Origin of the sequence: Acetobacter sp. DsW_059 (assembly GCF_002153695.1) — a bacterium.
GTDB lineage: Bacteria > Pseudomonadota > Alphaproteobacteria > Acetobacterales > Acetobacteraceae > Acetobacter > Acetobacter thailandicus.
Genome location: NZ_JOPI01000023.1, coordinates 1 through 26,143 on the forward strand (window position 1 = coordinate 1; position 26,143 = coordinate 26,143).

Sequence of the window (26,143 nt, forward strand, 5' to 3'; positions counted from 1 at the left end):
TCCCAAGATGACCCCGCCGATTCGCTCAGGCGCACATCGCGATGGCCTGTGGCACTGGGTCAGCCAGGGGCTGCCTGACATTATGGGGTCTGACCATGCGCCACACTCCATTGAAGCAAAGAGCAAAGAATACCCCGCCACCCCTTCAGGCATGCCTGGTGTGCAGACCTTCCTGCCGCTTATGCTTAACCATGTTGCACAGGGTCGCCTCACACTGCGCCGCCTGGTCGACATGACATCAGCCGGGCCGCAGCGCCTGTTTGGCCTTGTACGCAAAGGGCGGATTGCTGTTGGCTATGATGCTGACTTCACTGTTGTTGACCTCAAGGCTACCTGGACAATTGAAGACAAATGGCTTGCCTCAAAATGCGGCTGGTCACCTTTTACCGGCATGAGCATTACCGGCCGGCCAACCGGCACCATCATTCGGGGGCATCAGGTCATGTGGGAAGGCACTCTGGCCGACAAAGCCACTGGTCAGCCCTTTATCTTTGATGCGACTGACCGCAACTAACCCAGCCTGACTATGACTGACATATCAACAATGACTTCTCCTCTCAGCCTTGGGATCGACTTTGGTACAACAAACAGTGTTGTCGTGCTCTCACACCCTGATGGCGCGACCGAAACACTCCGTTTTACCTTCCCTGATCGTGATACACCTTCAGACACCTGCCGCACGCTACTATGTTTCTGGCAGGAGGAAGAAGGTTCACGCATCATTCAGCACGAAGCCATAGGCGAAGCCGCTATTGATGCCTGGCTGGAAGACCCGGCTGAAACCCGTATGATTATGTCAGTCAAGTCATACCTCGCGCAAAAATCATTCCGCGAAACACAGGTTTTCAGCAAGCGCCTGACACTTGAAACCCTGATTGCCCGTTTCCTTGCCAGCCTGATGAGAGCTGTAAAGCTCGACCCGGCTCAGGTGAGTGTAACTGTCGGACGGCCCGTAACCTTTGCCGGTGACATGCCTGATGATGCTCTGGGCGAGAAACGTCTGCGCGACAGTTTTAAAGCTGCCGGCTTTTCGCAGGTCTCCCTGGTCTGGGAGCCAGAAGCCGCAGGCTGGCGCTTTGCCCAGCGCCTCACACAACCCGCCACTATTCTGGTTGGCGACTTTGGCGGCGGCACCAGTGACTTCTCAGTGCTGCATTTTGACCCCGACCGCCCGGATCGTACCCGCCCCCTGGGCCATTCAGGCACAGGTATTGCCGGGGATCAGTTTGATAACCGCATTATCAGCAATGTCGTTGCCCCTCTGCTGGGGCGTGACTGTACCTATCGGGTGATGGGAGGGGAACCTCTGCCTGTACCCATCGAGTGGTATAATGCCCTTGGCCACTGGCACCGTCTGGCCCTGATGCGCACCCCTCGCACCATGCGTGACATGGAAGATGTCTGCCGCACTGTGTCAGAGCCAGATAAGCTACAGGCGTTTATTGACCTGGTTGAAGACCAGCAGGGACAATCGCTCTACCGCGCCGTAAGTGCCGTTAAAACAGCCCTGTCGCATGCAGACAGTGCCGAACTGGTGTTCAGGCATGGTAAGCTTAACATCAGGCACACCGTCACACGCTCTGATTTTGAACGCTGGATTACCCCAGACCTGGAACGATTTAATGCCACAATAGAACGTGCACTCAACAATGCCGGGCTAAATGCAGCAGAAATCGACAGGGTCTTTCTGACGGGAGGCACCTCTTTCGTGCCAGCGGTTCGTCAGCTCTTTATTAACCGCTTTGGGGCGGACCGTGTCGATACCGGTGGTGAATTCGTATCTGTGGCTGAGGGACTGGCCCTTATCAACCGACAGAACCGCGTTATGGAAAATCAGTGCGCCTGAACAGGTGCTGATCAACCAGCATGCGCAGCGGGGCAAACTGTTTTTTTGAAAAATGTTCGCTTCGCACGTGCTGACCATCAGGGCTTTCGACAAACACTGTGTCATTCCAGTCTGCGGCGCTAATTCCGGTCCATAATGTCAGGTCCAGAACCTCTTTGCCCTTATCGTCAAAAAGAGTAACGCGTGAATCACCTGATGAGGGAGGCGTCGTGCTTAGCGGCCCCCACCCCCCCTTATGCTGCGTAAACCATGTATTCAGCATGCTTACCTCTGCATCTGTCAGCATACGTTTATGGCGCATCGGGCCAACTTCTATGCTGCCACTGGCCACCTGTGGAAAAACCACAGGTTTCAGATCAGGTAACGCATATGTCCAGATCAGGATGGGGGTTCCGATCACCAGCACAAAAAAGCCAAGCAGAGCGGCAGCTTTTTTTGACATCTCTTCTCTTTCTTATCCACGCACAGCGGCAATAACCCGGGCGACTTCAGCGTCTGTCAGGTCAGGGTGAACAGGCAGGGCGAGAATACGCGTTGCCAGGTCATCTGACACAGGCAGGGCCTCCCCGTCATGGTGGTCCTGATAAGCAGGCTGACGATGCAGTGGCAGAGGGTAGTAAATAGCAGACGGTACCCCTTTCGCACTCAGGCGGGCCTGCATGGCCTCACGCTCGGCCTGATTTTTCAGCAACACAGCATAAACAGCCCAGGCGCTTGCACTATCTGCCACGCGCACCGGCACCTGCACATGCTCTTTCAGCCCTGCATCATAAGCTCGTGCAACATGCTCACGACGGGCAAGGTCTTCTTTGAAAAAATCCAGTTTCGCCAGCAGAACTGCCGCCTGAATCGTATCAAGCCGACCATTCATACCTGTACGCATCACCTGATAACGTGTTTTACCCTCACCATGTGTGCGCAGCGAGCGATAAAGCTCAGCACGCTCAGGGTCATCTGTCAGAATGGCACCGCCATCCCCATAACCACCGAGTGGTTTAGAAGGGAAGAAAGACAGAGTGGTTGCAACAGCCTCTCGCCCCAGGGGGCGGCCATTAAGTGCGGCACCGAACGCCTGCGCACAGTCGGAAAGAAGAAAGAGACCTTCCTCCTCAGCAATGGAACGTAACTCAGCCCAGGGAGCAGGCTGACCAAACAGGTCAACACCCACAATAGCACGGGGTGTCAGCCTGCCTGCCTGCCGCACAGCTTTAATACGGGCCCGCAAATGCACCGGGTCGATCTGAAAGGTATCGGGGTCAACATCGACAAACACAGGCGTTGCCCCGAGCACCAGAGGAACTTCAGCCGTTGCCGTGTAAGTAAAGGCCGGGAGGAACACCGCGTCACCCCGCCCGATATTTTCAGCCATCATCACAATCTGCAACGCATCTGTGCCTGAAGAGACACCGACACACTCAGCCGCGCCGCACCATTCTGCCAGACGCTGCTCGAGCTCTGCCACTTCAGGCCCCATCACGAAGCGACAATGCTCAAAAACAGCGTCCACCCGCTGCTTTAAGACAGGACCAAGCCGCTTCTGCTGTGCTGCCAGATCAAGAAACGCTACTGGTTTTTCTGCTGCGCTCATTCTTATACCACCTGTTCTGTGTGATCAGACTGTGAAGGATACAACTCCGGAATTTTATCATTTTCTGCGCCCTGGGCAGAATGAACCTGACCATCAGGATTATGCCTGAATTCAGGAACCAGCAATGTCAGCACACGCAGGGCTGCCTGTACGTCACCCTGACGTGCCAGAGATGTGATCTGATCGACCGCGCGGGAAACCTCAGCCAGATCAACTACACGCGGGGTTGCCATAAGCAGGCCGGGGTTATCAGTTGGCACCGGGGCTTCGCGCCCGTGAAAAAGTTCTTCATATAATTTTTCGCCTGGACGCAGACCCGTAAATTTTATGGCAATATCATCATCAGGGCGCAGTCCGGCCAGACGAATCATCTGCCGGGCCAGATCAACAATTTTGACCGGCTCACCCATATCAAGCACAAAAATACCACCATCACGCAGCAGAGCATCTGTGTCTGAGCTGCCGCGCTGACTGCGCACACCTCTGACACTGGCCTGAAGCACCAGTCCTACCGCCTCAGGCACTGTCATAAAATAACGACACATATTGGGGTGCGTTACGGTCAGCGGGCCACCACGCTCAAGCTGGCGACGAAACAGAGGCACAACAGAGCCTGTCGACCCCAGAACATTGCCAAAACGTACGGTGACACATCGCATCATAGAACGGTCGGTCGCTGCCCTGGCCTGAATATCAAGTGCCTGGCAGTACATTTCAGCCGCACGCTTTGCTGCCCCCATCAGGCTGGAAGGGTTAACTGCCTTATCAGTAGAAATAACCACCATGGCCTGTGCACCGTGGCGGGCGGCACTATCGGCAACAACGCGGGTACCATGCACATTGGTCAGCAAACCCTCAGCCGGGTTAGCCTCAACAATAGGCACATGCTTCAGTGCTGCGGCATGAAACACCAGAGCAGGCTGGTGCTGCGCCATAACGCGCTCCATACGCTCTTCATCACGCACATCGGCAACAACAATGCTGCGCGGCACATGCGGCGCGAGCTCAACAAGCTCAACCTCAATCTGCCAGAGCTCAAACTCACCGTGATCGAGCAAGACCAGGTGCTTCGGCTCAAGGCAGGCAATCTGCCGCACCAGTTCAGACCCAATACTGCCCCCTGCCCCTGTGACCAGAACCGTCTGCCCTGTAATCAGCTGCTCCATCCCTTCACGATCAAGCGGGATCTGCGGGCGGTTAAGCAAATCTTCCAGCGGAATGGGGCGAAGTTCCACCCGCTCAGCCGGTGTAAGGGCAGTCAGAGCCGGAATACGCATCACAGCGATATTATATGCAGCCGCTGTGTTAAGCAGGTGAGATAAACCTGCCCCCCTGAACGAAGGCTCCGTCACCACCAGGGTCTCTGGCAGGTTACCGACACGGGCCAGACGCTCAAGAATGGTCTGTACCTCATCCACATGACCGAGAATCGGAATATTATGTAAACGTCTGCCCGCCTGGTTCGTGCCCAGAGCGATCAGACCAGCCACTTTCACCCCTTCTTCAGGGTTACGCTCCATGGCCCGCAAAAAAAGATCGGCTCCGGCATCGACGCCAACCAGCACAACACAGCGCTGTGCAGCCCGAAACTGCCGCAGCCTGTGCGCCAGGCGGTAGGCGACGCGCAGCCCACCCAGAAGAACAAGCAAAACCAGGGCATAAATAATCGGGAAAGTGAAACTGGGCAGAGGGTAATGCATGACATACAGCCCCAGCGAAAATAACGCTGAGCTGGCCACCGATGCCCCGGCAATACCCATCAGGTCTGACACGCCGGAAAAACGCCAGTACTGCTGTGGCATACGAAATGGCAGGCCACTGACCACCAGAGTAACAGCCCCGCCAGCCAGAAACCACAAAGGATGCAGCAGACCATCCTGCGGAGCCGCAAGCCAGCGGGCTATAGGCGCAGCAAGGGCGGCCAGCATTCCATCAAGCAAAATGTTGACCAGAATTCTGTTAAGTGGTCGTAATCGGAGATTACGATGCAAAGGCTCTGAACATTGCGGTACCATCACTCTGATCCTATAGCCTAGCAGCACCCATCCTAGAAGCGGTACAACCCTGCGATTTAAGCCCCATGTTACTATCTGATCCCACTCTGGCTGTTTTCTGTCTTTTTTGCGCTGCTTTTTTTGCAGCTGGTCTTGTACGCGTCATGATTAACCTGGCCGTTCTTGATCATCCAGGCGACCGAAGCTCTCACGAAACCCCTACTCCCAAGGGTGGCGGCGTAGGGGTTATGGCCTCTTTTTTCCTCTTTTTTCCGTTAGTGCAGGATATTACAGGACATAGCGTGCTCCGCACAGATGTCTTTCTGACGGCGCTGGCAACTCTTTTCCTGGCCGCTATCTCGTGGTTTGATGATATGTATCAGTGGCCGGCCTCCATTAAGCTTGCAGCACAGTGTATCGCTTCCGCTCTGGTCATTGCCGGCGGGACGGCCGTGGCATGGCCTGGTCACATATCAGGCATCATCCTCTCCGTCATATGGCTGCTGTTTATTACCAACGCCGTCAATTTTATGGATGGTCTGAATGGGCTGATTTCAGGCTCGCTGATTGCTGGTAATTTTTTTGTTGCTGCCGTTGCAACTTATTATGGCTTTCCTGATCTGATGTGGTCTGCCCTGATGATGGCAGCGTGCCTGCTGGGCTTTTTGCCTTTTAACTACCCTAAAGCCAAAATTTTTCTCGGTGACATTGGCAGCCAGAGCTGTGGCCTGCTGGCGGGCACATCAGCCCTTTATATGACACGTCATACTCCGCTGCCTTCAGGCTGGCTTCTGGGGCCATCATTACTGTTTCCACTTATTTTTGATGTAACTTTTACTCTGCTTCGTCGCACACTGGCCAGGCAGTCTTTAATGCAGGCCCATCGCGGTCACCTTTATCAGGTGCTGCACCGCAGCGGTATGAATGCGGCGCTGATTACTGTGTGCGAATGCCTTTTTGTTGTGTGGGGCGGTGTTGTTGCTGTTTATGTCGCACACCAGCCACCAGTCAGCGGTGTATGCATAGCCCTGCCCCTGTTGCTGCTACCACAAATGGGCTGGCTGGCTCTGGCTGTTATACGCACAAAAAAACACCCTGTAGGAAGGTGGTAAGAAACATTTATACTTTTTTACAGGGCACCAGACAGAGCTGTAAAAAACCTTAACGGAATGTATCGCCAGGGCAACACCAGCCGCCACAGGCTAAAACCATAAAAAAACAGCGCCTGCCAGATGGCGAAGCGCTGTCTCTTTCTGCGGGTTGACCGCAATACTCTTCAGATATCAGGCTGCTGCAACGCGCAGGCGGCGACGCACAGGCTGCACCTTCCTGCTCACGTCCTGAGCAACGCTTTCAATGCTTTTGCCAGCTGTTACATCCATAATCGCACAAATCTCTTTAAGATATGCTGCACCTTTAGGTGTGCGCTGCACCAGCACAGAACGACGATCAAGCGGATCAACCTTACGACGTGCCAGGTCAAACTCACCCAGACGGTCAAGAGCACGGGTAATCGCAGGTTTTGATACGTTCAGACTTGAAGCCAGACCACGCACCGTATGTCCGCTCTCATCAAGATAACAGGTCAGAAACACACCCAGCTGACGTGCTGACAGATCAGGGCCTTCACCCTTTACCAGCGCAACCACGGTGTCACGCAGCATTTTAACCAGATCCTGAGCCTGATTCTTATTATTAGCCATGGCCGTTTATCCTTCCTGTTTTAATGCCGATGAGAGTTTTGCAGCAGGCCATCGGCTCCCTGTGACCGGTTCCGGTCGTTATGTCACGATCTTATATAGGAATCGAAACGAATTATAAAAGGACATCAATGCATAACAGGTCTGTAATTTTCACATTTTTTTTATGATTCCGTTTTTTTTGTAATATTCAGAAGGACATCGCACGCGGCAAAAACTGCTCTGATCGCAGGAGAATCGCCACCTTCAGGCCTGCCAGGCCTGGCGCTGTCATTCCAGGCATATGTATCGATATGCACCCATTTCTGGTCTGGTGTCACAAAACGTTCAAGAAACAACGCGGCTGTAACAGCCCCGGCATGCGGTTTATAGGTAATGTTACTCAAATCAGCGACTGAGCTGTTTATCCAGCCGGCATACCCCTGCCACAATGGCAAACGCCACAGCGGGTCAGCCTGCTGCTGCCCGGCCTCAAGCAAAGCCTGCGCTGCTTTATCACTGTTCGTAAACAGAGCTGGCAGGTCTGGTCCCAGAGCAACACGGGCTGCACCGGTCAGCGTGGCCATATTCAGCAAAAGGTCAGGCTGATGCTCTCCAGCTTCCGTCAGCAGATCAGCCAGTACGAGTCGTCCCTCAGCGTCGGTATTGCCAATTTCTACCGTCAGGCCTCCACGACTTTTCACCACATCAAGCGGACGCATAGCGCGGCCTGACACACTGTTTTCAACACACCCCAGACGCACTTCAAGGCGTATGGGCAGATCCTGCGTCATAATAAGGCGTGCGAGCGCAAGTACTGACGCTGCTCCCCCCATATCCTTCTTCATGCGCAACATGCCTGAAGAGGGTTTCAGGTCATACCCACCCGAATCAAAGCAAACCCCTTTGCCCACGAGGGATAGTAAAGGCGATTTTTTAGAGGCTCCACTTCCCTGCCAGCGTGCAACAGCAACGCGGGGGCGTCGCTCTGATCCCTCACCCACATGTGCAACGAGCGGATAGTTTTTACGAAGCTCTTTACCTTTAATAACGTCAACCTCTGCCCCCAGTGAGGTCAGAACGTCATACGCTGCCTGAGCCAGCTGCTTTGGCCCTAACAGGTTAGCCGGCATGTTAATAAGGTCACGGGCCAGCCAGACAGAGCGCGCCGTCTCAACAGCCTGCCCTTTACTTTCTTCTTTCGTAACAACAAGCCGGGTTTTCTGTCCGGGTTTATCCTTTGCTTTAAGAGCATAGCGGTAGGCTCCGAGACAGAAGCCAAGAAGAACATCATCGCGCTCAATATCGTCCGGCATTTTTGCCTGCCAGTCACCTGATGGCAGGTCACGTGCCAGCTGGCCGAACTGATAAGGATGCCGCTGCCCCGCAGGCTCAAGCCCTATAAAACAGACAGGCACACCGTTTTTGCCCTGTACATTCAGGAACTGACCAGGCTTGCCGGAAAAATCGCATGCGTGCGCAAAAGCAATACCTTCCTTGCTCAGTACTTCACTGAGAACTGCATCTTCACCGGCGCGTACGCCATAGACAAACCGTTCCTCTGATGCAGAGTCTGCTGTCACGACAAGGCATTCGGCAGCCCGAACATGCAGCTTTTGTTTTTTCTCTGCCATAAAAATGCGCTCCTCTGTGCGTTCTGATACAGAGCCGGATGCAGCAAGCCTTGCTTTTCTTCTCCGGCCGGATGACCATGGAAGCACAATGAATACCCAACGTCACCTGTCTGTTCGCCCCCGCCCCGCCCAGCCAGACATGCAGGCCCCTGTCAGAGCGATTCTTGGCCCCACCAACACGGGCAAAACGCATCTGGCACTAGAGCGTATGCTGGCACACCCCTCTGGCATTATGGGCTTTCCACTCCGTCTGCTCGCGCGTGAAAATTACGAGCGCATGGTTAAGCTTAAAGGTGTGCGCCATGTCGCCCTGATTACAGGGGAGGAGAAGATTATTCCGCCCGGCGCGCGCTGGTTCTCCTGCACGACTGAAGCCATGCCACTCGACAAGCCTGTCAGTTTTATTGCGATTGATGAAATTCAGCTCTGCGCTGACCCTGAGCGTGGGCATATTTTCACTGACAGGTTACTAAACGCCCGCGGACAGGAGGAAACGCTCTTTCTTGGGGCTGAGACCATTGCGCCTCTGCTACGCAGCCTTGTACGCCACATTGAGATTGAAACGCGGCCACGCCTGTCAAACCTGAGCTGCACCGGCTTTACCCGCCTCAGCCGCCTGCCACCACGTACGGCAATTGTCGCCTTCTCGGCGGGAGATGTGTACGCCATAGCCGAGATGATCCGCCGCCGCCGGGGCGGATGTGCCATTGTTATGGGGCAGCTCTCACCCCGTACACGCAATGCACAGGTCGCCCTGTATCAAAATCGCGAAGTTGATTATCTGGTTGCGACAGATGCCATAGGCATGGGCCTGAACATGGATATTCACCATGTCGCCTTTGCAGGGTTATCAAAATTTGACGGCTCAGGCCGCCGCTTTCTGAGTGCACCTGAAATTGCACAGATTGCCGGCCGCGCCGGCCGTGGCACTCTTGATGGCACCTTTGGCACCACAGGCGATTGTCCGCCTTTGTCAGAAAACATAACAGAAGCTGTTGAAACGCATCAGTTTGAGCCGCTGCATCATCTTTACTGGCGCAACAGTTCGCTCGATTACAGCTCTCCTGACGCCCTGCACGCCAGCCTGTGCCGCAAAACACCGGCAGCAGGGTTGTGGAGCGCACCCCCCGCCTCTGACCTGCTCACACTCATCGCCCTGATGCGTGATACGACTATACAAAATTTATGCCAGGCTCCCGGGCACGTACAACTGCTGTGGGATGTGTGCCAGATTCCTGATTTTCGTAAACTGGGCGAAGACAGTCATATTCGCCAGTGTGCACAGATTTTTGTCACACTGCGCCGTAAAGGCCGTCTGCCCTCTGACTGGCTGGAAACACGCCTGGTTAACCTTGAACGCACCGAGGGCGACATTGAAGACCTGATGCACCGCCTGATGGGAATTCGTTTATGGGCCTACGTTGCCAACCATATCGACTGGGTTGAAAAGCCCGAACACTGGCGCGCCCGCACCCGCACTGTTGAAGACGCACTCTCTGACCTGTTGCACGAACGCCTGGCCGCACGCTTTGTCGATAAACGGGCCACGAGCCTGGCACGCAGGCTTGAAGAGGCCGACAGTGCCCCTCTGCTTTCAGCTATTACCAGAACAGGCGAAGTCAGCGTTGAAGGCCACCCTCTTGGCAGGATGCACGGCTTCCACTTTGTACCGGATGCTGACGTTTCTGCTCCCGACCAGAAACTGCTGCTGCGTGCCGCACGCCGCGCAGTAAGAAGCGAAATACCTCGCCGGGTCGCACAGTTTCTCCAGACTGAAGATGAAGCCCTGACTCTTGACCTCTCTACCGGTGCCTTATTGTGGCAGGGTGATCATATCGCCTCTCTTCAGGCCGGAGAAACACTGTTCAGACCTGGCATCTGTGTCACTGGCTCTGATTTTTTAGAAACAGCACACCGGGAACGAATTCGCGTACGCCTGAATGAGTTTGTAACAAAGCGCATTATCACAATACTGAACCCGCTCTTTCGGGCTGTTAAAGCTGTTGCTGATGTGCCTGTTCTGCGCGGCATAATGCATGAGCTGCTTGAACAGGGGGGCATTATGCCTCTGCCTGCCGCTGAGTATCTGACGCATAAAAATGTCGCCACACTCAAAAAATACGGGATCATATCAGGGAGCAGTACACTCTACAGCACAGCGGCCATGCGCCCTCAGGCCATGCGCTTACGTGCCCTGCTACTCGCTGTTCAGACAAACCAGCAGCTACCTCCGCTGCCACATGCTGGTGCTGTTTCGTTTAAACATAGCGCACTGCCCTCTGAGACCAGCGCTACAACGCTCTTATTACTCAGCAAAATCGGGTGGGTCAGAAGCGGACCATTATGGATCCGACTCGATATTGCTGAAGAAACCCGTAAAAGACTGCACACGCTGACCAGAAGCGGTGCCAAACCTATACCGGCTGATATTGCCAGCCGGCTCGGCAGTTCCCGGTCCGCTCTTCCCTCAGTCTTAAAAGGGTTGTCTTTGCGCCTTAAGATGCCTGAAATACTCTCTGAAAATCAGATTGGCCCTCAGGCTCCTGTTCTTTTGTACTCTCAAAAACCAGCAGCCGCGAAGCGCTTCCCCTCGCCGCGCAAACGCAAAAGAGTGCAGAACATACTACCTGCATCAGGCCCGTTTGCAGCCCTTGCCGTACTGCAATCACGCTCATAAGGCTATCAGCACCTGACAGGAAAAAAAGAATACATTTTGTAAACCGCTTGCCATGAACGACAAACCGCATCATATCATGCGCCATACTTTGTGGTGCGACTGCCTGTAGTCGTGCCTTGTTTGCCCCCCGGCCAGATATCACGTCAGGCCCCCAGATAATTTCGGAGAAAGCAATGACCTACGTGGTCACTGAAAACTGCATCCGCTGCAAATTCATGGACTGTGTAGAAGTCTGCCCTGTTGACTGCTTCTATGCTGGCGAAAACTTCCTGGTTATTAACCCCGACGAGTGCATTGACTGCGGCGTGTGCGAACCGGAATGCCCGGCTGAGGCTATCTTCCCTGACAGTGACGATCGCGCAACTGCATGGGCAGAGCTGAACGCTTCTTACGCAGAAAAATGGCCCAACATTACCCGTAAGGGCACGCCACCTGCTGATGCAGAAGAATGGAAAGACAAGCCCGGTAAGACCGATATGCTTTCTCCCGAGCCACATAAAGCCTGAGGGTTACCGCTTTTATCCTGCGGTTCGGAATGCGCTCTTCCTGTTTCAGGCGAGCGCATTTTTTTTGAGCATATGATTACATGAGCCTGAAGCCGGGCATAAAAAAACCCCGGGGCATTAACCCCGGGGTTTTTTATTGTTCAGGCCGGCATCATACCAGCCTGAAACTATGTCTTATCGAGACATCATCTGCACAGCAGCATTATTCATAACGAACAATGTACCGATGATTACGATGCTGACAAAGCCAATCGTAAACACGAAGCAGATATTATTCCAGCGATGCTCTGAATGACCACCCATATGCAGGAAGTAGTGCAGATGCACCACAACCTGGATGATAGCCAGAAGAGACAGCGTCAGGATTGTCGCTGAAGGAGACAGGCTGTGCGTTACAACGATAGCAAACGACAGGACTGTCAGGATAACGGCGAGAACAAACCCGATAATGTATGAAGATACACTACCGTGGCTCTCACCGGAGGAGGTTGTGTTATGTTCACTCATCAGATCATGCTCGCCAGATATACGTAGGTGAAAACACAGATCCAGACGATGTCCAGAAAGTGCCAGAACAGACTCAGGCAGGTGAGCTTGCTCATCATACGTTCCGGGATCGTCTTCGTGCCTGCAAGCTGAACCATAAGGGTCAGAATCCAGAGCAGACCAAAGCTCACGTGCAGACCGTGTGTTGATACCAGCGTAAAGAACGCTGACAGGAACGCACTGCGGTCAGGACCTGCGCCTTCGTGAATCAGACCAATAAACTCTTTCACTTCGAGGCCAACAAAGCCCAGCCCCAGCAGGAACGTAATGCCCAGCCAGACAATAACCTTGTTAATCTCATTTTTATGGGCAGCAATCATGCCAAACCCATAAGTGATAGAGGAAATCAGCAGTAATGCTGTCTCGAGGGCAAGGCCCCCGATTTCGAAAAGCTGGTGGCCGTTAGGGCCACCGTTAAACTGGTTACGCAGAACTGCAAAGGTCGCAAAAAGCGTACCAAAGATAATGCAGTCCGTCATGAGGTAGACCCAGAACCCGAACACTACCGGAGACTCGTGGTGGTGCTCGTCGTGGCCTGCGGTCTGAATAGTTGTATCGTGTGCCATTATTCAGCTGCCTGTGCCATCAGTTGACGGGAATACTCTTGCTCAGTGCGGGCAACTTCTTCAGCCGGAATGTAGTAGTCGATGTCTTTATCAGCACTACGAATAATAACCGTAGCGATGATGCCAACAAGACCAATAACAGCGAGCCACCAGATATACCAGATCGCAGCAAAACCCAGAACAAAAGCAAATATACCAGCTGACAAACCAGCAGCGGTATTTCTGGGCATGTGAATAGGTGCATACTGCACACCTTCACCAGCACCACGTGTATTAATGCCATGCTCTTTATCATGCATGTATGCATCAAGCTCATGCACGTGAGGAACGATAGCAAAGTTATATACAGGAGGAGGAGAAGAAGTAGACCACTCCAGAGTGCGACCATTCCACAGATCACCGGTAAGATCACGGTTTTCAGGAAGGTTGCGATCACGGATAGAAACGTAGAGCTGTGTCAGCTGACAGACAATGCCAAGCAGAACCAGAACCGCACCGAACATAGCAACCAGAATCCATGGGTACCAGTTAGGATTGTCATAATGGTTCAGACGACGGGTCATGCCCATGAAGCCAACGACATAGAGTGGTGTGAAAGCAAAGAAGAAACCAAAGAACCAGAACCAGAAGGCAGCAATGCCCCATGATTCATTGAGCTTGAAGCCCATAACTTTGGGGAACCAGAAGTTCATGCCACAGATGTAACCGAAGTAAACACCACCGATAATCACGTTATGGAAGTGAGCAATCAGGAACAGAGAGTTGTGGAGAACAAAGTCAGCGCCAGGAATAGCCAGCATAACGCCGGTCATACCACCAATGGTGAAAACCACCATGAAGCCAACAGCCCAGTACATGCAGGCGTGGAACTGAACGCGCCCTTTGTACATGGTGAACATCCAGTTAAACAGCTTCACACCCGTCGGGATGGAGATAACCATTGTGGCAATACCAAAGAAGGCATTGACATCAGGACCTGCACCCATGGTGAAGAAGTGGTGAACCCAGACGAGGAAAGACAGAATCATGATCGAGCAGGTTGCATAGACCATGGTGGCATAGCCAAACAGAGGCTTGCCTGAAAACGCAGGAACAACTTCTGAGAACACGCCAAAAGCTGGCAGAATCAGAATGTAAACTTCAGGATGCCCCCATGCCCAGATCAGGTTGAGGTAAAGCATCTGATTACCGCCACCGTCATTGGTGAAGAAGTGCATACCCAGATAACGGTCAAGACCCAGAAGTGCCAGAGCAACTGTCAGGACAGGGAACGAAACCATGATCAGAATAGAAGAACAAAAAGCAGTCCAGGTGAAAACAGGCAGTCTCATCCAGCTCATGCCAGGAGCACGCATTTTCACGATGGTCACAAAGAAGTTCACACCGGTCAGCAGCGTACCGACACCAGCTATCTGCAATGCCAGAATATAGTAATCGACACCGACACCAGGACTAAACTGCTTTTCTGACAGAGGCGGATAAGCCAGCCAGCCACACTGTGAGAACTCACCGATAAACAGAGAAACGTTTACCAGAATGAACCCGACAGCTGTCATCCAGAAGCTAAGGTTGTTCAGGAACGGGAATGCAACGTCACGTGCACCAATCTGCAGAGGCACGATGAAGTTAAACAGACCTGTCATGAACGCCATAGCCAGGAAGAAGATCATAATCGTGCCATGAGCACTAAAGATCTGGTCATAGTGTTCAGGCGGCAGATAACCAGGGCTGCCGTTAAATGCCAGGGCCTGCTGGCTACGCATCATAATCGCGTCAGCAAAACCACGGAAAAGAGCAACCAGAGCCAGAACGATATACATTACCGCCAGGCGCTTATGATCGACAGAGGTAAACCACTCTTTCCAGAGGTAACCCCATTTACCAAAATATGTAATCAGCCCCAGGACAGCAAGGCCGACAACGGCAACGCCCGCAAATGTACCGACAAGAATCGGTACATGAATGGGGATAGCCGATAGAGATAATTTCCCTAACATTAATCCTGTTCCTTCATATTCATGCCGGACATTGCAGACTCCATACGACCGTCAGGAGCAACTTTTTTATGCATGACCATACCGTTGTTATATTTACCGACAATTGAGTCGAACATGTCAGGCTCAACGTGAGCATAAAATGCATAAGGATTCTTTACGCTCGGCTTCAGAAGCTGTTCGTAAGTCTCTTTATTCAGCTGATCGGAGGAAGCTTTAACTTTCTCTACCCAGTCTCTGTACTCTTCAGCATTCATAGCAAGAGCCACGAACTTCATGTCAGAGAAACCTTCGCCGCTAAAGTTAGCTGAAAGGCCCTGATACTGGCCTGGCTCGCTGGCCATCAGATGAAGCTGCGTCTGCATTCCGGCCATGGCATAAATCATTGAGCCAAGACGTGGAATAAAGAAAGAGTTCATAACGGAATCAGAAGTGATAACGAAATGGACTGGTGTATTAACCGGCATAGCAAGCTGGTTAACTGTCGCAATACCCTCTTCCGGATAAATAAACAGCCACTTCCAGTCGAGAGCGACCACCTCAACCTCAACAGGCTTTGTCGTCGCCTGAGCTTCTAACGGCCTGTAAGGGTCGAGAGAATGACAGGTCTTATAGGTAATCGTGGCAAGAAAGATGATGATGAGAACCGGGATACCCCAGATCACAACTTCAATCTTGTTCGAGTGACACCACTTAGGCAGATATTCTGCACTGGTGTTTGACTGGCGATAATGCCAGGCAAACAGCACCGACAACAGGATAGTCGGGACAACCACAATCAGCATTGCAATTGATGAGGTCACAATAAGAGATTTAATTTCCTCACCAACCGGCCCTTTCGGGTCGAAAACACCTGCATCACACCCGGCAAGCAGCAACGCTGACGATAAGCCACCCAATCGTGCCATCCTCGCCAGTAACTTGTTTTTCATCGCACGCCTCTTGGTTCTGACATAAAATTAACCTCAACTTCAAGCACTTCGCGTAGCCATACAGACTACAGCAACACGAAGAGCACGCTCATGCTCTTCTGCCAGACAATGACGTGGCATAACAGAAGAATGAAAACGCTTTGGGCCTTAGTCTATTCCTAAAGCAGAGATTCTCAATGTCTGAAAAAGTCCATCTGCCCTGCATTTTCTCAGGGGCATCAGGCCTTAAAGCCTTCTTTGCGGTAATATTGCACAGATTTCTGACGGTAACAGTTTGTTGTTTTTAAAGAGCTGACATACTTCACTAATTGTTACGAAATATTTCAAATTCATAAAAAGTGATGAATTAACCATTGAAAAACAGTTAATTAAATAAAAAAAATCATCACATAGATTAAAAATTACAAACATACATAAAATATACAACTACCCCTGATTTTACCTCATAAAAGCATACTCTTTTGGTACTGATTACTATTTTCCTGCAATTGTTTTTTCATAAAAAAACCCGACATTTCTGCCGGGTTTTTACGTTCGAGATGCATAAAAAATTATTACAATATAAAAACAATATAAAAAACTTAACTATCAGAATTACGCACACCCATAAAATTTAACAAAAACTGAAACAGGTTAATGAAGTTCAGATACAGAGCAAGGGCGTCATAAACGCTGCGTTTCGCTGTAATCTCAGGCGCCTCATACATTGCATACTGAGAGTATGTAACGCGAATCCGCTGCGCATCATAAGCTGTAAAAGCCGTAAATATGAACACACCAATCACGCTATAAATAAAATAGACAGCCGGGCTTTTCAGAAAAATATTTACAAAACCAGCAATAATCAGACCAAACAGCCCCATCATCAGAAAAGAGCCAAATTTCATCATATTTGCTTTTGTTGTGTATCCCCACAAAGAGGTCGCAGCAAACATGCAGGACGTCACCAGGAAAACCCGCATAACAGACGTACCGGTATAAAGAACCAGAATACTCGAAAGGCTGGCACCCATCGTTGCGCAAAGCAGCCAGAACAATGTCTGAGCAGCCTGTAACGACAGCCTGTTAATGCCAAAAGACATAACAAGTACAAATGCCAGAGGCGCCATCATAACTACAATGCCCAGCATAGTCGGGCTTTCCACCAGCCCGCCGGCACGTGGCACAGCATGGAAAAGCAGATGCCGCAAACTGCCAGAGGCAACCACATAAGCCACTATAGCAGTAAGCAGCAAACCTGACGCCATCCAGTTATAAACGCGCAGCATGTAAGCCCGCAGGCCGGCATCAAGGCTCGCTCCCTGTGCACCCCACCCCGAGGTGGTGGCTGATGATCGGAAGTCGTGACCAAACGACATGTTTTACTTCTCCTTAAATGATGAAGAGACCAGCTTTTGTTGTCATCTCGTAGTCATTATGCACTATACGATAAAAAGAAGGATTTGTATTGTATTGTGTGAGACCTCTGCCCTGTTTTCGTGCTGCTCTTGAGCGTGACAGCGTCAGGGACAATCAGCTGCTGGCTTTTTTCCTGCCTGAAACATAAGGTTATAAAGACGAGGATTCAATGTATCTTACCCTCGGAATTACACTCCCTGAAAGTATTCGGGCTCCTCTGGCTGAACTCCAGCACTCTTTCTGGACAGAATACTGGGAACCGGTTTCCTTTTTAATGCTGCCACTCTGCATTATCGGCACGTTACCCTCACGCCAGGCAGCGGCCGAACTTGATCACGCGCTCAGCACATTACCCATCACGCCGGATATGCCACTTGAGCCTGAACATTTTGATGTTTTTTCACGTAATGAAACTATTTCACTCGAAGTCAGAGTCCGCTCAGCACAACTCAGACATTTGAGTCTGAAAACAGACACTCTTTTAAAGCGAATCGGTATTAAACCTGTCCGTCCGGCAACCCCTCTGACAATCCCGTTCTGCAAAGTTTCGCAGGTTGCCCCTGAAGATATCAGCGCCTGGATGCAGCTTCACCACGCTTTTCGCCTTCCGGCCACAACAGTAAGCACACTCACACTTTTTAGCTCATGGAAGACAGAACAAACTGTGCACTACACAGAAGAAGAAAGCTACCCTACGCAACTGCATGCCTCATAACCATCCGTTATGTCATGATAGTGAGTTGAAAAGATGGTAATTAACCGTAATAAGAACCGCAAATTCCTGCTCGGTTTCCGTCAGGAAAAAGAGTAGACCATATCGGAACAGTAACGGATAAAACCAGCTGATCCGCCAACATTTTGTTTTTTCCTCACCACCAGCCCGAGGACACGAACGGTATGACCCGATACGCCCCCCTTAAGAGATATTCTCTGCAAGGGTTGCTCGCAGCAGGAACAATTTTTGCTGCATCTATGTCTCTGACACCTCTTTCTGCCCAGGCCGCACCTGTAGCCGACACGGGGCAGGCTATCATCCATGCGGATGATCATCCTGAAAACTGGCTAAGTTACGGTCGCACCTACAGCGAGCAGCGCTATAGCCCCCTGGATCAGATTAACCGCTCAAACGCGGATAAACTGAAACTGGCATGGTATTTTGACCTTGATACCAACCGTGGTCAGGAAGGCACCCCGCTGGTTGTCGATGGCGTCATGTATGCCACAACCAACTGGTCTAAGATGAAGGCACTGGATGCAGCAACCGGTAAACTTCTGTGGGAATATGACCCCAAGGTACCAGGAAACATTGCTGACCGCGGCTGCTGCGATACTGTAAACCGTGGCCCTGGATACTGGAACGGCAAAGTATTTTTTGGCACTTTTGACGGCCGTCTGGTCTCTCTCGATGCTAAAACAGGCAAAAAAGTCTGGGAAGTCAACACAATCCCGCAGGATGCCGCTCTGGGCAAACAGCGTTCTTATACTGTTGACGGTGCCGTTCGTATTGCCAAAGGTCTGGTTCTTATCGGCAACGGCGGGGCAGAATTTGGTGCCCGCGGCTTTGTTTCTGCCTTTGATGCAGAAACCGGCAAGCTGAAATGGCGTTTTTATACCGTACCAAACAATAAAAATCAGCCCGACCATGCCGCATCTGACGATGCGCTGATGAACATTGCCTATAAAACATGGAGCCCGACAGGTGCCTGGACACGCCAGGGCGGCGGCGGCACTGTGTGGGACTCGATCGTATATGACCCGGTCACAGATCTGGTGTACCTGGCCATCGGCAACGGCTCTCCATGGAACTACAAATACCGCTCCGACGGTATTGGCGATAACCTCTTCCTGGGCAGCATCGTTGCTATCAGACCTGAGACAGGCGAATATGTCTGGCACTTCCAGGAAACCCCGATGGACCAGTGGGATTATACCTCAGTTCAGCAGGTTATGACCCTGGATATGCCCATCAATGGCGAAATGCGCCATGTGATCGTGCATGCACCTAAAAATGGCTTCTTCTACATTATCGATGCCAAAACCGGTGAATTCATCTCCGGCAAAAACTATGTCTATGAGAACTGGGCTCAGGGTCTTGACCCTAAAACAGGTCGTCCGATCTTCAACCCCGATGCTCTCTGGACCCTGACCGGCAAAGAATGGTACGGCATCCCTGGTGACCTGGGCGGCCATAACTTCGCGGCCATGGCTTACAGCCCGAAGACAAATCTGGTCTACATCCCGGCACAGCAGGTTCCGTTCGTTTATAAAAACCAGGTTGGTGGCTTTAAGCCTCATAAAGATTCCTGGAATCTCGGGCTGGACATGGCCAAAATTGGCCTGCCTGACACACCCGAAGCCCGTACGGCATTCATGAAAGACCTCAAAGGCTGGATTATTGCCTGGGACCCGCAGAAACAGAAACCCGCCTGGACTGTTGACCATAAAGGTCCATGGAACGGTGGTATTCTGGCAACCGGTGGTAACCTCCTCTTCCAGGGTCTCGCTAATGGTGAGTTCCATGCCTATGACGCAACCAATGGCACAGACCTGTTCCATTTTGACGCACAAAGCGGCATCATCGCACCACCAATTACCTATAGCGTAAACGGCAAACAGTACGTTGCGGTAGAAGTGGGCTGGGGCGGTATTTATCCGTTCTTTATGGGCGGCATGGCCCGTACCTCTGGCTGGACAGTTAACCACTCACGTGTTGTCGCTTTCGCACTTGAAGGTAACGCTGCTCTGCCACCACAGAACGACAGGGGCTTCCTGCCGGTTAAACCTCCTGCACAGTATGATACCAAAGTGACAGAGCAGGGTTACTTCCTGTTCCAGACCTACTGTGCTGCCTGCCATGGTGACAATGCTGAAGCCGGTGGTGTGCTGCCTGATCTGCGCTGGTCCGGGTCTATCCGCCACCAGGATGCCTTCTATAATGTTGTAGGGCGTGGTGCACTGACCGCCTACGGTATGGATCGCTTCGATGCGAACATGAAGCCTGACCAGATTGACGATATTCGTCAGTACATTATCAAACGCGCCAATGAGACCTATCAGCGCGAAGTTGATGCCCGTAAAAACCAGCAGAATATCCCTGCTAATCCGACTCTTGGTGTCACGCCATGAGATGCGACACGAGTCATACAGTACTTCCGCCCTCAAGCACCTCGCGGGGAAACGCAATGATTAAAGGACTCAAAGCAGCTCTTGGAACCGTCTTTGTGGGTCTTCTGGCAGGCACATCGCTCGCCCATGCCCAGAGCACAGACGGTGAGCTGATTAAAAAAGGCGAGTATCTTGCTCGCCTTGGTGACTGCGTAGCCTGTCATACAAGCCTGCATGGTAAGGTTTTTGCCGGTGGCCTGGCTATTCAGACCCCTGTTGGTACCATCTACTCCACCAACATCACACCTGATGCGGCAGATGGTATCGGAACGTATACAGAGGAACAGTTTGCTGACGCCGTAAGACGTGGCATTCGTAAGGATGGCAGCACCCTCTACCCTGCTATGCCTTACCCTTCCTTCTCGAACATTCCTGATGACGACATCAAAGCGATGTATGCCTATTTCATGCACGGCGTGAAACCGGTTGCACAGCCTAACAAAGCGGAAGATATTACCTGGCCGCTTTCTATGCGCTGGCCACTGGCCGTATGGCGCATGATGTTCGCCCCGACACCAGCACCCTTTACACCGGCACCAGGTACAAAACCTGATGTTGCCCGTGGCGAATTTATTGTCACAGGCCCCGGACATTGTGGCGCCTGCCATACACCCCGTGGTTTCGCCATGCAGGAAAAAGCAATGAACGCCTCTGGCGGTCCTGTTTACCTGAGCGGCGGTGGCATTATTGATAACTGGATCGCACCAAGCCTGCGCAGTGACCCTGTTCAGGGCATCGGTCGCTGGTCTGAGGACGATATTGTCGAGTTCCTTAAATCAGGCCGTACTGACCATGCAGCTGTGTTCGGTGCCATGGCTGACGTTGTAGGCTGGAGCTCTCAGTATTTCACAGACTCTGACCTGCATGCCATTGCCAGCTACCTGAAATCTCTGCCTGCTGTACCTGCACCTCAGGGTGACTATAAATACGACCCGTCAACAGCACAGGCTCTTGATTCAGGCAACACAGCTATCACAGCCGGCGCAAAAACATATGTTGAACAGTGCGCTATCTGTCACCGTAATGACGGTGGTGGCGTGCCTCGTATGTTCCCGCCACTGGCAGGCAACCCTGCTGTTGTGTCTGACAACCCGACATCTGTCGCGCATATCGTTGTTGATGGTGGCATTCTCCCACCCACCAACTGGGCGCCATCAGCTGTTGCAATGCCAGCTTACAAAACAACGCTGTCTGACCAGCAGATCGCTGATGTTGTGAACTTTATCCGCACCTCATGGGGCAATAAAGCACCGGCTAATGTTACAGCTTCTGACATTCAGAAACTGCGCGTTACGCATACGCCAATCGATGCACCAACACGCACATGGGGCAAAGGTGGTGTTGATACCGCAACATGGGGTCTGTTCTATCCACAGCCTTATGGTGCCGGATGGACGTTTGCACCGCAGACCCACACAGGTGAAGACGACGCTCAGTAAGACCTGAGCTAAGACGTAGTGCTTCTGATTTATCAGGAGCACACGTCAAAAAGCCCCGCGACGAGCAATCATCGCGGGGCTTTTTTATAGCGGTTATCAGACCGTGCTGTGATTACTGTATAAAAATAATCCGTATATCGTTGACATTCACCATAGTCGGGCCGGTTATCACGAGGTCATCCGTCGCGCTGAAATAGCTATAACTATCGTGCCCTTTCAAAAAATCAGATGCACTTAACCCGGCCTGCTGTCCCCGCATTAACGTATCCGGGGTAATGATCGCTCCGGCAGCATCTTCCGTGCCATCAATACCATCGCTGTCACCTGCCAGAGCCCATATACCTGCCTCACCTGCCAGAGCCTGAGCAGCAGCAAGCAAAAACTCTGTGTTGCGCCCTCCCCGGCCTGCAGCTTCCCCCTTACGAATCGTCACTGTTGTCTCACCACCGCTCAGCAACACAACAGGCCCGGCAACAGGTAAACCATGCTGCCTGACCGAACGCGCCACCCCCGCCAGTACAACACCAGCGGCAGCGCTCTCGCCTTCTATCGCATCACCCAGGATAAGTGATGCAACACCCGCTTTTTCAGCCTTTTCTGCAACGGCTTTTAAAGCCTGAAGCGGTGTTGCGATCATGTGCACCGCGCCATTAACCTGCCGGGCCTGAGTGCGTTTTTTTTCTGTCTCAGCTTCTTTAAACAACGCGACCCGGGCACTGTCAGGCAGCTCAATGCCATAACGCTCAATAATATGCAGAGCCTCCGCCGCTGTGGCGGAAGAGAATATCGTTGGTCCGCTGGCGATAACCCCCGGGTCATCACCAGGCACATCGCTCATGACAAAAGTTTCAACCCTGGCCGGGTAAGCCGCCTGCGCCAGCTTGCCACCTTTAATAGCTGACAAATGACGACGCACAGCATTCATTTCAGAAATTGTCGCCCCTGAACGCAGGAGCGCTTTATTCACACTCTGCTTTTCCTCCAGGGTTACGCCTTGCACCGGAGACACCAGCAGCGACGACCCGCCACCTGAGATCAGCGCAATAACCATGTCCTCAGGGCCAAGCCCCGATACAGCCTTTAAAATAGCCTGAGCTGCCGATTCGCTACGAGCATCAGGTACAGGATGAGAGGCCTCAAGAATAGTAATATGACGTGTTGGCACCGCATGGCCGTCACGGGTAACGACAACACCTTCAAGGGGCACATCCGGCCAAGCATTTTCAAGGGCAGCAGCCATAGCAGCTGAAGCTTTGCCTGCCCCGACGACAACGCAGCGTCCTTTCGGTTTCTCAGGCAACATGCCAGCCAGAACAAGAGAGGGCTGCACACTGGCAACGGCCTCTTCAAATAACGAGCGCAAAAACTGTCGCACCTGCTGGTCTGACCAGTATACCTGGGACTGAGGTGACATATGTCTTACTCCTGATCAACACGAATGCTGATACTGTTCCATAAAGCAATGTCAGCTGTCTTGTCGCAAGCGCGTTACAGCACCCGGTCAGGAAATTACATGCGCGTGAGGCGTAAAGTGCTCAGAGTGCCTTTTCGAAATCAAGTCCGAAATCAAGCGCTTTGACAGAATGAGTAAGCCAGCCCAGCGAGAGCAGATCAACCCCGGTCTGCGCAATAGCAGGAGCTGTTTGCGGGGTAATACCGCCTGAAGCCTCAGCAAGAAACCGGCCATCAATACGCTGCACTGCGGCCCTCAGATCATCGGGCGACATATTATCAAGCAGCACAGCATCTATATGCTTTTCGTTCAGAATCGCATCGAGCTGGGCGAGCGTATCAACCTCAACCTCAATTTTGACCATATGCCCTGCCGCTGCCCGTGCGCGTGCCACAGCGGCGCCCACACTACCTGCCAGCGCGATATGATTATCTTTGATCAGAATAGCATCATCAAGGCCCATACGGTGACTAACACCGCCTCCTGCCCGCACAGCATATTTCTGAATCGCGCGAAAACCCGGCAGTGTTTTACGGGTGCAGCAAATCTGTGCTTTTGTACCTGCAACACTACGCACAACCTCCGCTGTGGCAGAGGCAATACCGCTAAGGTGAGAGAGGAAGTTAAGGCCCACACGCTCGCCCGTCAGCACAGCGCGGGCAGAACCTTCAACAACTGCCACAATATCCCCGGCAGCAAGGGTATCTCCCTCAGCTTTCAGCCGTTCAAAATGCAACTGCGGGTCTGTCAGGTGAAAAGACAGACGCATCAGGTCCAGTCCTGCCAGAACGCCTGCTTCACGGCTTCTGACCACGACCCGCACACGATCGCTCTCGCCAATCAGGGCCCCGGTTGTAATATCCCCTCCACGCCCCAGATCTTCAAGCAGACCGGCACGCACCAGAGGTTCAAGCATAATATCGGGCAGAGGGAATAACATCCGGTGATTTCCTGAAAGAAAAAACAGCGATCAGACAGCGAGCATACGCTCAATAGCCAGGCGGGCCGGTTCGGCTACGGCCTCATCTACCGTGACTGGCACAGTCTGCGTTTCGAGCGCATGACGTATTGCCGCAAGTGTAATGCGCTTCATATGCGGGCACAAATTACACGGACGCACAAAGTTAACATCAGGATGCTGCACAGCGAGATTGTCACTCATTGAGCACTCTGTCACCAGCAGTACACGCGATGATTTTTCAGCTGAAGCAACATAATCTGACATACCCGCTGTCGAACCTGAAAAATCAGCCTCAGCCACTACCTCTGGCGGGCATTCAGGATGAGCCAGCACAACAAGGCCGGGGTAAGCTTTGCGCCACTCACGAATTTCTTGCGGGGTAAAGCGCTCATGCACTTCACAATGACCTTTCCAGGTGATGACTTTCACCCCTGTTTCTTTCGCAATATTCTGCGCAAGAAACTCATCAGGGATCATAATCACTTCCTCAACGCCAAGGCTTTCAATCACCTTTTTGGCGTTCCCTGAGGTACAGCAGATGTCACTCTGCGCTTTTACATCAGCAGATGTGTTAACATAGGTCACGACCGGCACACCGGGGTAACGCTGGCGCAAAAGTTTTACATCATCAGCCGTAATCGACTCAGCCAGAGAGCAACCTGCCTCAGCTGAGGGAATAAGGACTGTCTTTGACGGATTAAGCAGCTTGGCTGTTTCAGCCATGAACTCAACCCCGGCCATAACTATAATATCAGCCTCAACGGTCTGTGCCTCACGAGCCAGAGCCAGCGAGTCACCAACAATGTCGGATACACAATGAAAAATTTCCGGTGTCTGATAATTATGCGCCAGAATGACAGCGTTATGCTCCTCCTTCAGTCTGAGGATCGCTGCGACATCATCCGCAAAAGTGGCCCACTCCATAGCAGGAATAACACCCTTTACCCGCTCATAAAGTGCGCTGGCTTTATCCTGCCAGACAAGATCCTGCGAATGCCGGGTCATTATTTTTTTCAACTCCAGAAATCAAAATATTTCCGGAATGTATCGAAGAGTGATCTTTAGCACCAGCCTTTGCCTCACATGCAAGCTGCACTATCATGTGAGGCAGAAACTACAACGCCGTAATGACTGTATCAGTCTTCATATGAAAGCAAAGTTTTTACTGGTATATCAAGCTTCTCGCGGCCACCGAGGGCTGTCAGCTCGACCAGAAGAGACGCACCGACAACATTGGCTCCGGCCTTACGCAGCAGAGCGACAGAAGCTGCCAGGGTACCACCGGTTGCCAGCAGATCATCCATCACAACCACCCGCTGACCAGGCTTAATTGCATCAGCCTGAATCTGGAGCGTATCACTGCCATATTCCAGATCATACGTATGAGAAATTGTCTCACCTGGCAGTTTACCTGGCTTGCGCATCATGAGCAGGCCACAGCCAAGACGGTCGGCCAGAGGAGCCGCGGTCAGAAACCCGCGCGATTCAACCGCTGCGAGCATATCAGGCTGCCATGGTGCAACCTGCCGTGCCACACGTGCCATAGCAATCTGCCAGGCATCAGCATCACGCAGAAGAGTCGAAATATCGTAAAACAGAATGCCTGGCTTAGGAAAGTCCGGAATATTGCGAATATAACGCTTAAGATCGATCTCTTCGCGGTTTGTCATGACTTCTCTGTCCCTTCCTGGTGTCTTCTGAGCTGCAGACATAAAAACGGGTGCACCTCACATCCGCCCTGTCATCCCGCCATCGCAATTGCGGG

At 52.2% G+C, this 26,143-nt stretch carries 22 protein-coding genes; 8 read left to right on the top strand and 14 right to left on the bottom strand.

The window, feature by feature from the left end; genetic code table 11:
- Nucleotides 1–514, top strand: a 514-nt coding sequence (locus HK25_RS05595; protein ID WP_143295964.1) for an amidohydrolase family protein, incomplete at its 5' end; no start/stop codon positions are given.
- 12 nt (nucleotides 515–526) lie between these two features.
- Complete coding sequence (locus HK25_RS05600) at nucleotides 527–1,846, top strand: Hsp70 family protein (protein WP_086635587.1); 1,320 nt, start codon at nucleotides 527–529, stop codon at nucleotides 1,844–1,846.
- Here HK25_RS05600 and HK25_RS05605 read toward each other — a convergent pair.
- The 3 genes from HK25_RS05605 to HK25_RS05615 are packed head-to-tail and all read right to left on the bottom strand — an operon-like array spanning nucleotide 1,824 to nucleotide 5,449.
- Nucleotides 1,824–2,288, bottom strand: coding sequence for a hypothetical protein (locus HK25_RS05605; RefSeq protein ID WP_086553496.1), 465 nt, complete (start codon nucleotides 2,286–2,288; stop codon nucleotides 1,824–1,826). The two genes, HK25_RS05600 and HK25_RS05605, sit on opposite strands and share 23 nt — an antisense overlap.
- Nucleotides 2,289–2,300: 12 nt before the next feature.
- Nucleotides 2,301–3,434: a DegT/DnrJ/EryC1/StrS aminotransferase family protein gene (locus HK25_RS05610; RefSeq protein WP_086635588.1), complete on the bottom strand. Its 1,134-nt coding sequence runs from the start codon at nucleotides 3,432–3,434 to the stop codon at nucleotides 2,301–2,303.
- Between the two features lie 2 nt (nucleotides 3,435–3,436).
- A complete protein-coding gene (locus tag HK25_RS05615) occupies nucleotides 3,437–5,449 on the bottom strand; it encodes a nucleoside-diphosphate sugar epimerase/dehydratase (protein ID WP_086635589.1) in 2,013 nt (670 codons plus the stop codon).
- Between the two features lie 65 nt (nucleotides 5,450–5,514).
- Here HK25_RS05615 and HK25_RS05620 point away from each other — a divergent pair, with 65 nt between their 5' ends.
- A complete protein-coding gene (locus HK25_RS05620) occupies nucleotides 5,515–6,540 on the top strand; it encodes a glycosyltransferase family 4 protein (RefSeq protein WP_086635590.1) in 1,026 nt (341 codons plus the stop codon).
- A gap of 171 nt (nucleotides 6,541–6,711) precedes the next feature.
- Here the strand turns inward: HK25_RS05620 and HK25_RS05625 are convergent, their stop codons facing one another.
- Both HK25_RS05625 and HK25_RS05630 read right to left on the bottom strand, forming a co-directional pair.
- Nucleotides 6,712–7,131 (bottom strand): MarR family transcriptional regulator, encoded by a 420-nt coding sequence (locus HK25_RS05625; protein WP_086553500.1) that lies wholly within the window; start codon nucleotides 7,129–7,131, stop codon nucleotides 6,712–6,714.
- Nucleotides 7,132–7,292: 161 nt separating this feature from the next.
- A complete protein-coding gene (locus HK25_RS05630; RefSeq protein ID WP_086635591.1) occupies nucleotides 7,293–8,741 on the bottom strand; it encodes a M17 family metallopeptidase in 1,449 nt (482 codons plus the stop codon).
- An 88-nt stretch (nucleotides 8,742–8,829) separates the two neighbouring features.
- Here HK25_RS05630 and HK25_RS05635 point away from each other — a divergent pair, with 88 nt between their 5' ends.
- Together HK25_RS05635 and fdxA are read left to right on the top strand one after the other, a co-directional pair.
- The gene (locus HK25_RS05635; protein ID WP_369824734.1) at nucleotides 8,830–11,418 is read left to right on the top strand and encodes a helicase-related protein; all 2,589 of its coding nucleotides are present in this window, start codon (nucleotides 8,830–8,832) and stop codon (nucleotides 11,416–11,418) included.
- A 173-nt stretch (nucleotides 11,419–11,591) separates the two neighbouring features.
- Entirely contained in the window at nucleotides 11,592–11,924 is a 333-nt protein-coding gene (gene fdxA / locus HK25_RS05640; protein ID WP_086553502.1) for a ferredoxin FdxA, read from the top strand.
- 174 nt (nucleotides 11,925–12,098) lie between these two features.
- Here the strand turns inward: fdxA and cyoD are convergent, their stop codons facing one another.
- The 5 genes from cyoD to HK25_RS05665 all read right to left on the bottom strand — a co-directional run bounded on the left by cyoD (nucleotide 12,099) and on the right by HK25_RS05665 (nucleotide 17,320).
- On the bottom strand, nucleotides 12,099–12,431 hold the full coding sequence (gene cyoD, locus HK25_RS05645) for a cytochrome o ubiquinol oxidase subunit IV (protein WP_086553503.1): 333 nt from the start codon (nucleotides 12,429–12,431) through the stop codon (nucleotides 12,099–12,101).
- Nucleotides 12,431–13,036 carry a cytochrome o ubiquinol oxidase subunit III gene (gene cyoC, locus HK25_RS05650; RefSeq protein ID WP_086553504.1) on the bottom strand — a complete coding sequence of 202 codons (606 nt, stop codon included), beginning with the start codon at nucleotides 13,034–13,036 and terminating at the stop codon, nucleotides 12,431–12,433. Before cyoC ends, cyoD begins: the two co-directional genes overlap by 1 nt.
- The gene (gene cyoB / locus HK25_RS05655; protein WP_086553505.1) at nucleotides 13,036–15,033 is read right to left on the bottom strand and encodes a cytochrome o ubiquinol oxidase subunit I; all 1,998 of its coding nucleotides are present in this window, start codon (nucleotides 15,031–15,033) and stop codon (nucleotides 13,036–13,038) included. Before cyoB ends, cyoC begins: the two co-directional genes overlap by 1 nt.
- The gene (gene cyoA, locus HK25_RS05660; RefSeq protein ID WP_086553506.1) at nucleotides 15,033–15,962 is read right to left on the bottom strand and encodes a ubiquinol oxidase subunit II; all 930 of its coding nucleotides are present in this window, start codon (nucleotides 15,960–15,962) and stop codon (nucleotides 15,033–15,035) included. Before cyoA ends, cyoB begins: the two co-directional genes overlap by 1 nt.
- A 581-nt stretch (nucleotides 15,963–16,543) precedes the next feature.
- A complete protein-coding gene (locus HK25_RS05665) occupies nucleotides 16,544–17,320 on the bottom strand; it encodes a Bax inhibitor-1/YccA family protein (protein ID WP_086553508.1) in 777 nt (258 codons plus the stop codon).
- Nucleotides 17,321–17,529: 209 nt separating this feature from the next.
- On the opposite strand from HK25_RS05665, the gene HK25_RS05670 reads away from it, so the two are divergent.
- The 3 genes from HK25_RS05670 to HK25_RS05680 all read left to right on the top strand — a co-directional run bounded on the left by HK25_RS05670 (nucleotide 17,530) and on the right by HK25_RS05680 (nucleotide 21,964).
- Entirely contained in the window at nucleotides 17,530–18,075 is a 546-nt protein-coding gene (locus HK25_RS05670; RefSeq protein WP_086635592.1) for a 2'-5' RNA ligase family protein, read from the top strand.
- Nucleotides 18,076–18,257: 182 nt separating this feature from the next.
- Complete coding sequence (locus tag HK25_RS05675) at nucleotides 18,258–20,486, top strand: PQQ-dependent dehydrogenase, methanol/ethanol family (RefSeq protein WP_086553510.1); 2,229 nt, start codon at nucleotides 18,258–18,260, stop codon at nucleotides 20,484–20,486.
- 56 nt (nucleotides 20,487–20,542) lie between these two features.
- Nucleotides 20,543–21,964: a cytochrome c gene (locus tag HK25_RS05680; protein WP_086553511.1), complete on the top strand. Its 1,422-nt coding sequence runs from the start codon at nucleotides 20,543–20,545 to the stop codon at nucleotides 21,962–21,964.
- Between the two features lie 112 nt (nucleotides 21,965–22,076).
- Here the strand turns inward: HK25_RS05680 and HK25_RS05685 are convergent, their stop codons facing one another.
- From HK25_RS05685 to HK25_RS05700, 4 genes are all read right to left on the bottom strand, one after another.
- Entirely contained in the window at nucleotides 22,077–23,378 is a 1,302-nt protein-coding gene (locus HK25_RS05685; RefSeq protein ID WP_086635593.1) for a glycerate kinase, read from the bottom strand.
- A 121-nt stretch (nucleotides 23,379–23,499) separates the two neighbouring features.
- Nucleotides 23,500–24,357, bottom strand: a complete 858-nt coding sequence (gene nadC, locus HK25_RS05690) for a carboxylating nicotinate-nucleotide diphosphorylase (protein WP_086635594.1) — start codon at nucleotides 24,355–24,357, stop codon at nucleotides 23,500–23,502.
- 30 nt (nucleotides 24,358–24,387) lie between these two features.
- On the bottom strand, nucleotides 24,388–25,383 hold the full coding sequence (nadA, locus tag HK25_RS05695; protein ID WP_086553514.1) for a quinolinate synthase NadA: 996 nt from the start codon (nucleotides 25,381–25,383) through the stop codon (nucleotides 24,388–24,390).
- A gap of 131 nt (nucleotides 25,384–25,514) precedes the next feature.
- The gene (locus tag HK25_RS05700; RefSeq protein WP_086635669.1) at nucleotides 25,515–26,048 is read right to left on the bottom strand and encodes an adenine phosphoribosyltransferase; all 534 of its coding nucleotides are present in this window, start codon (nucleotides 26,046–26,048) and stop codon (nucleotides 25,515–25,517) included.
- Between the last annotated feature and the right edge of the window lie 95 nt (nucleotides 26,049–26,143).

Bases quoted from the DNA above. Each gene is read 5' to 3' on its own strand.
- HK25_RS05680 (WP_086553511.1), top strand. From the start codon at position 20,543: ATGATTAAAGGACTCAAAGCAGCTCTTGGAACCGTCTTTGTGGGTCTT.
- HK25_RS05605 (WP_086553496.1), bottom strand. From the start codon at position 2,288: ATGTCAAAAAAAGCTGCCGCTCTGCTTGGCTTTTTTGTGCTGGTGATC.
- fdxA (WP_086553502.1), top strand. From the start codon at position 11,592: ATGACCTACGTGGTCACTGAAAACTGCATCCGCTGCAAATTCATGGAC.
- HK25_RS05620 (WP_086635590.1), top strand. From the start codon at position 5,515: ATGTTACTATCTGATCCCACTCTGGCTGTTTTCTGTCTTTTTTGCGCT.
- HK25_RS05670 (WP_086635592.1), top strand. From the start codon at position 17,530: ATGTATCTTACCCTCGGAATTACACTCCCTGAAAGTATTCGGGCTCCT.
- cyoD (WP_086553503.1), bottom strand. From the start codon at position 12,431: ATGAGTGAACATAACACAACCTCCTCCGGTGAGAGCCACGGTAGTGTA.
- cyoB (WP_086553505.1), bottom strand. From the start codon at position 15,033: ATGTTAGGGAAATTATCTCTATCGGCTATCCCCATTCATGTACCGATT.
- HK25_RS05615 (WP_086635589.1), bottom strand. From the start codon at position 5,449: ATGGTACCGCAATGTTCAGAGCCTTTGCATCGTAATCTCCGATTACGA.
- cyoC (WP_086553504.1), bottom strand. From the start codon at position 13,036: ATGGCACACGATACAACTATTCAGACCGCAGGCCACGACGAGCACCAC.
- HK25_RS05600 (WP_086635587.1), top strand. From the start codon at position 527: ATGACTGACATATCAACAATGACTTCTCCTCTCAGCCTTGGGATCGAC.
- HK25_RS05675 (WP_086553510.1), top strand. From the start codon at position 18,258: ATGACCCGATACGCCCCCCTTAAGAGATATTCTCTGCAAGGGTTGCTC.
- HK25_RS05630 (WP_086635591.1), bottom strand. From the start codon at position 8,741: ATGGCAGAGAAAAAACAAAAGCTGCATGTTCGGGCTGCCGAATGCCTT.
- cyoA (WP_086553506.1), bottom strand. From the start codon at position 15,962: ATGAAAAACAAGTTACTGGCGAGGATGGCACGATTGGGTGGCTTATCG.
- HK25_RS05625 (WP_086553500.1), bottom strand. From the start codon at position 7,131: ATGGCTAATAATAAGAATCAGGCTCAGGATCTGGTTAAAATGCTGCGT.
- HK25_RS05635 (WP_369824734.1), top strand. From the start codon at position 8,830: ATGAATACCCAACGTCACCTGTCTGTTCGCCCCCGCCCCGCCCAGCCA.
- nadC (WP_086635594.1), bottom strand. From the start codon at position 24,357: ATGTTATTCCCTCTGCCCGATATTATGCTTGAACCTCTGGTGCGTGCC.
- HK25_RS05700 (WP_086635669.1), bottom strand. From the start codon at position 26,048: ATGACAAACCGCGAAGAGATCGATCTTAAGCGTTATATTCGCAATATT.
- HK25_RS05665 (WP_086553508.1), bottom strand. From the start codon at position 17,320: ATGTCGTTTGGTCACGACTTCCGATCATCAGCCACCACCTCGGGGTGG.
- HK25_RS05685 (WP_086635593.1), bottom strand. From the start codon at position 23,378: ATGTCACCTCAGTCCCAGGTATACTGGTCAGACCAGCAGGTGCGACAG.
- nadA (WP_086553514.1), bottom strand. From the start codon at position 25,383: ATGACCCGGCATTCGCAGGATCTTGTCTGGCAGGATAAAGCCAGCGCA.
- HK25_RS05610 (WP_086635588.1), bottom strand. From the start codon at position 3,434: ATGAGCGCAGCAGAAAAACCAGTAGCGTTTCTTGATCTGGCAGCACAG.